Source organism: Actinomycetota bacterium (assembly GCA_035759705.1).
Classification (GTDB): domain Bacteria; phylum Actinomycetota; class CADDZG01; order JAHWKV01; family JAHWKV01; genus JAJCYE01.
In genome coordinates this window covers 1-4,519 of record DASTUJ010000147.1, presented here as the reverse complement: position 1 = coordinate 4,519, position 4,519 = coordinate 1, and the positions used below count along the sequence as shown (strand labels likewise).

General features: G+C 67.5%; 3 protein-coding genes. 1 reads left to right on the top strand and 2 read right to left on the bottom strand.

Features of this window, described 5'->3' with window-relative positions:
- Positions 1-82: 82 nt before the first annotated feature.
- A complete protein-coding gene (locus tag VFV09_10245; protein HEU4868095.1) occupies positions 83-2,557 on the bottom strand; it encodes a transglycosylase domain-containing protein in 2,475 nt (824 codons plus the stop codon).
- A 146-nt stretch (positions 2,558-2,703) separates the two neighbouring features.
- Between VFV09_10245 and VFV09_10240 the strand changes: the two genes are divergently transcribed.
- On the top strand, positions 2,704-2,901 hold the full coding sequence (locus VFV09_10240) for a hypothetical protein (GenBank protein HEU4868094.1): 198 nt from the start codon (positions 2,704-2,706) through the stop codon (positions 2,899-2,901).
- 53 nt (positions 2,902-2,954) lie between these two features.
- On the opposite strand, the gene VFV09_10235 is transcribed toward VFV09_10240, so the two are convergent.
- A partial coding sequence (locus VFV09_10235) for a tetratricopeptide repeat protein (GenBank protein ID HEU4868093.1) occupies positions 2,955-4,519 on the bottom strand: 1,565 nt, incomplete at its 5' end.

The following is a 4,519-nucleotide window of genomic DNA, read 5'->3' as shown; positions in this document are numbered from 1 at the left end:
CCTAAATACTAGGAACCACCTATGACAAAACCGGCCCCCCAGAGGGGCTCTTGGTAAAAAACCTTCAGGAAACTCCGACCTGCTACGGAGGGCAGTTCGGGAAACACGGCGCGAAGAGGCCCGTGTCTTGCGGAGACGGTTGGGTCGAAGGCGTCGGGCCGGGTCCACCCTGGGTCGGAGTCGGCCCCGGTGTTGGGGTCGCGCACCTCAGGAACGGACAGTTCGGCGACCGGCTGGGCCTCGGCGTCGGGTCGTTGGGGTCCGGTGTTCCGCACGGCTCGTACGGAAACTCCCCGCAGAACTCGTCGATCGACGGCGAGGGGCTCGGCGACGGCGACGCCGACACTCCCCCGCACCCGCTGTTGCTGGCGGCCGGCTTGCCGTCCTCGCCTATGACCGTCTCACCGTCGGCCCCGTCGGCGCCGTTCTGGGCGGCCGAAGGTAGAGGCGTCGGGCACGGCGGGGGCCCGGCGTTGATGACCTCGCCGGTGATCTTGGGGCTCGGGAAGTCGCCGTGCTTCTCATAGAGCTTCAGCGACTCGGCCATGAACTTCTTCCATATCGTCGCCGGGAACGACCCTCCGGTGACCTTCTTGCCCCGCACGTTCTGCATGAGGGGAATCTCCTTGGTGGTGGGGTCGGGCGGGAAGCCCATCCACACCGCGGTCGCCAGCTCCGGCGTGGCCCCCACAAACGACGCATCCTGGTGGTCCTGCGCGGTGCCCGTCTTGCCCATGGCCGGCCACTGCAGCCTGGCCGCGGTCCCCGTTCCCCCGGTGATGTTCTGCTTGAGGATCCAGCTCACGGTGTCGGCAACGTTCTGGCTCACAGTCTGCTCGCTGCGGGGCTTGCGTTCGGCGATGGTCTCCCCCTGCGGCGACACGACCTTGGTGACGATCAGCGGGTCCGGCCGCTTGCCCCGGGCGGCGAAGGTCGCGTATGCCCTCGCCATCTCCATCGGGGTTACCGGGCTGGTTCCCAGGGTCAAAGCGCACCCTTCGTCGACCGCCGGGATGTTGATCCCCAGCTTGTCAGCCATCGACATGAAGCTCTTGGGGGTGACCACCTTCTCCATCATCTGGGCGTAGATGGTGTTGACCGACTTGGTGGTCGCCTGGGTCATGTCGAGGCTGCCGTAGCTGGCGTTCTCGAAGTTGGACACCTCCCACGGCTTGCCCTCGTTGAGGCACAGCCTGGAGTCGATCGAAATTTTTCCCGGCCCCGGGAAGGTCGACTTGATCGACTTGCCCTCGTCGACAAACGCTGCCAGGGCGATGGGCTTGAACGCCGACCCCGCCTGCCGGCCCCCATCCTCCCCCGGCAGGTTGGCGGCGAAGTTGAACCCCCGGGCCCGCTGGGGGTCGTCGACGTTGCGTCCACCGACCATGGCCTTCACCTGGCCCTGGGGGTCCATCGCCAGCAGGCCGACCTCGGGGTCGTTATCGGCGTTCAGGGTGGAGCGAACTGCGTTCTCCGCCGCGTCCTGCATCCGCAGGTCCAGGGTGGTGTAGATCTTCAGCCCGCCGCCCAGCAGGTCCTTTTCCTGGATCTTGAACTCGCGCAGCAGCAGCTTTCTGACGTACTCGACGAAGTAGCCGGCCCGCGGGGAGTCCAGCTCGGCGCTCAGGCCGAACTTGAAGCGGGAAGCCAGGTCGACCGACTTTGCCTCGGTTTCCTGCCCCGGGGTTATGAAGCCTGCCTGGTTCATGGATACCAGCACCCGGTCCTTGATGATCGGAACGCCCTGCGGGTTGGTCTCCTGCTGGTATCTGCTGGGGGACCGGATGATCCCGGCCAGGTAGGACGACTCCGCCAGGTCCAGGTCCTTCGCCGACTTTTTGAAGTAGGACTGTGCGGCCGCCTCGGCCCCGTAGGCGCCCCGGCCGAAGTACACGGTGTTCAGGTAGAACTCAAGGATCTTGTCCTTCGAGTACTCCCTCTCGATCTTGACCGCCATGCTCGCTTCCCGGATCTTGCGGGTCAGGGTGCGCTCCTTACCGACCTCGGCGAACGTCCTGGCGTACTGCTGGGTGATGGTGGACGCTCCCTGGCCCACCTCGCCGGCCTGGACGTTGCTGAGCGCCGCCCGGACGATGCCTTTGATGCTCACACCCGGGTGGGTGTAGAAGCTGCGGTCCTCGGCGGCCACCACGGCCTGCTTGAGGTTGTTCGAAATCTGGTCCAGCGGAACGATCGTGCGGTTCTCGGTCCCGTGGAAGGTGTAGATCAGCTCGCCCTGCGAGTCGTAGAGCTTGGACGACTGGGCGCCGGGGGCCGCCGCCGGCAGCGGGATGTCGGTCAGGAAGCCTGCCACCTGAAGGAGGACAAACCCGGCGACGATCAGGGCCAGGAACAGCCACCACTTGCTGAGGACCGACCTCATGCCGCTCCGCCGGGGCCGCCTGGCGTTGCTGCGGGCGTAGCTGTTGCCCGGCCGGGCTGCGGGGGGCCGACCCCTGGATGCAGTCTGCCGGGCCGGCTGAGGCCGCCTCGGAGCAGGCTTTTTGCCCCTCGGGTTGACCACCCCGTAGTGCGGCGCCTTCCTCCTGGCCGGCATCAGGCGCCGCCCTCACCGTCGGGCGGGAGGCTGCCGTCCGCTGGTAACGTTTCCGGAAGCCGGGGGAACCCGGCGTACCCGAACAGGCCGGCCCGGAAGGGATGGACGTGATGCAGGAAGAACCGAGAGGTCTGCTCTTTCATTGGGTGGCCAATATGTTCTTTGCGGGGGTCGCCCTGTTCAGCGGCGTCCTGTTCGGACTCGACGTTCCTACCGACAAGGCGGTTGCGGTTGTGGTCCTGGGGGCTTTGATACTGATACCGGTTACCCGTCGTTGGGAACGAAGTGGGATGCAGAAACGGCAGGCCGAGGCTGCTGAGGCACACGGGGAAGAGGCCGGTTGAGGTCCATCAAAATCGATCCTGTGGTTGTGCTGGCGGCTTGATCTGACCCCGAATTATATGCTGCCGCGCGACCGTTGAAGAAGCAGACCCAGCTTTAGCGCCGCATCCACGGAGTGTTCCTGGTCTCCCGACAGGATCGCCTCCCGGTATGCGTCCTGGGCTTTTACAGGTTCCCCCAGCTCCGCAAGCAGATCCCCGAGCTTGACTGCCGCTGCCGGTGCAAACTCGGGCTGGCGGGCCTTGACCGCCCGGCGGTACTCGTCCACCGCCTCTTCCCGCCGTCCGGCGGAGGCCAGCAGATCGCCCAGATTGACCGCCGCCCAGCCCAGGACGTCCCGGTTCCCGGAGTCGATGGCTGCCCGGTAGGCGCCCTCGGCTTCGCCGACCCGGCCCAGCCGTCCCAGCAGGTCGGCCAGCTTCACCGCCGCCGCCGGCGAAGCCTCGTCGTGGCCCGCTGAGATCGCCTCTTCGTATGCAACACAGGCTTCTTCGGAGTCGGAGCCCTCGAGAAGGGCTCCGAGGCTCACCGCCGCCCAGGGCGCCACGTCGGGGGCTTTCGAAGCAACCGCCAGGTCGTAGGCAGCCCGGGCGCCCCCTATGTCCCCCAGACGCTCCAGCAGCCCGCCCATGCTCAGCGCTGCAGCCGGTGCGTAGTCGGCGCTCTCGGACTCAATCACGGCCTGATAAGCGCTCCTGCACCCGTCGTACTCCTCCAGGGACTCGAGCATCGCCCCCAGGTTGAGGGCTGCGGCTGCCGAGAGGCCGGGGTCGGAGGACTCCATGGCCTCCCGGTAGAAACGCCCGGCGCGCTCGAAGTCTTCGGTGGAGGCGTACAGACCCCCGAGGCTGAGGGCGGCCGAAGGTGCAATGTTCGGGTCGCCGGATTCCGAGGCGACGGTGAATGCAGAAATTGACCCGGTGGTGTCCCCCGTCTCCTCCAGCAGGTTGCCCAGGCTGAGGGCGGCAGCGGGCGCAAACCTGGGGTTCCCCGAGTCCATGGCGGAGTAGTAGGCGATGCGAGCCTCCCGGGTCCGGCCCAGCTCGCCCAGCATGGCGCCCAGCGCCACCGCCCCGGCAGGCGATGCGTCGGGGTGCCCGGAGTCGATAGCCCGCTGGTAGGCCTCCTCGGCCGACCCGAGGTCCTCCCGCCTGCGGAACAGGCTTCCGAGCTTGACCATCGCCGAGGGCGAAGCATCGCTCTTTTCGTAAACGATGACCCGCCGGTACATTGCCTCGGCTTCGGCGTCCCTCCCGGTCCCGGCGTAGAGGTCCGCCAGGTTCGTGGCGGCCCACGGGGCGATCTCCGGGTGGTCCGACTCGACCGCCGGGAGGTAGGCCTTCTCCGCCTCGTCGGTCCGGCCCAAGGCCTCCAGCAGGCTCCCCAGCTTCAGCGCGGCCCACTGGGCGGCGTCGGGGTGAGCGGACTCGATCGTACGCAGGAACTCCTCCTCGGCCCCTTCGACCCGGCCCCGGCGTTCCAGGAGGCTGCCGAGGCTGAGCATCGCCCACGGGGCAAACTCGGGGTGGAGGGACTCCGCCGCCTCCCGGTAGCAGCGCTCGGCCTCGTCGAGCCGGGCCAGCTCCTCGTGCAGGCCGCCCAGCTCCACGGCTGCCCACG

What these genes read in the sequence shown, in the direction of transcription:
- VFV09_10245 (HEU4868095.1), bottom strand. Translation starts at nt 2,557, where the DNA reads ATGCCGGCCAGGAGGAAGGCGCCGCACTACGGGGTGGTCAACCCGAGG.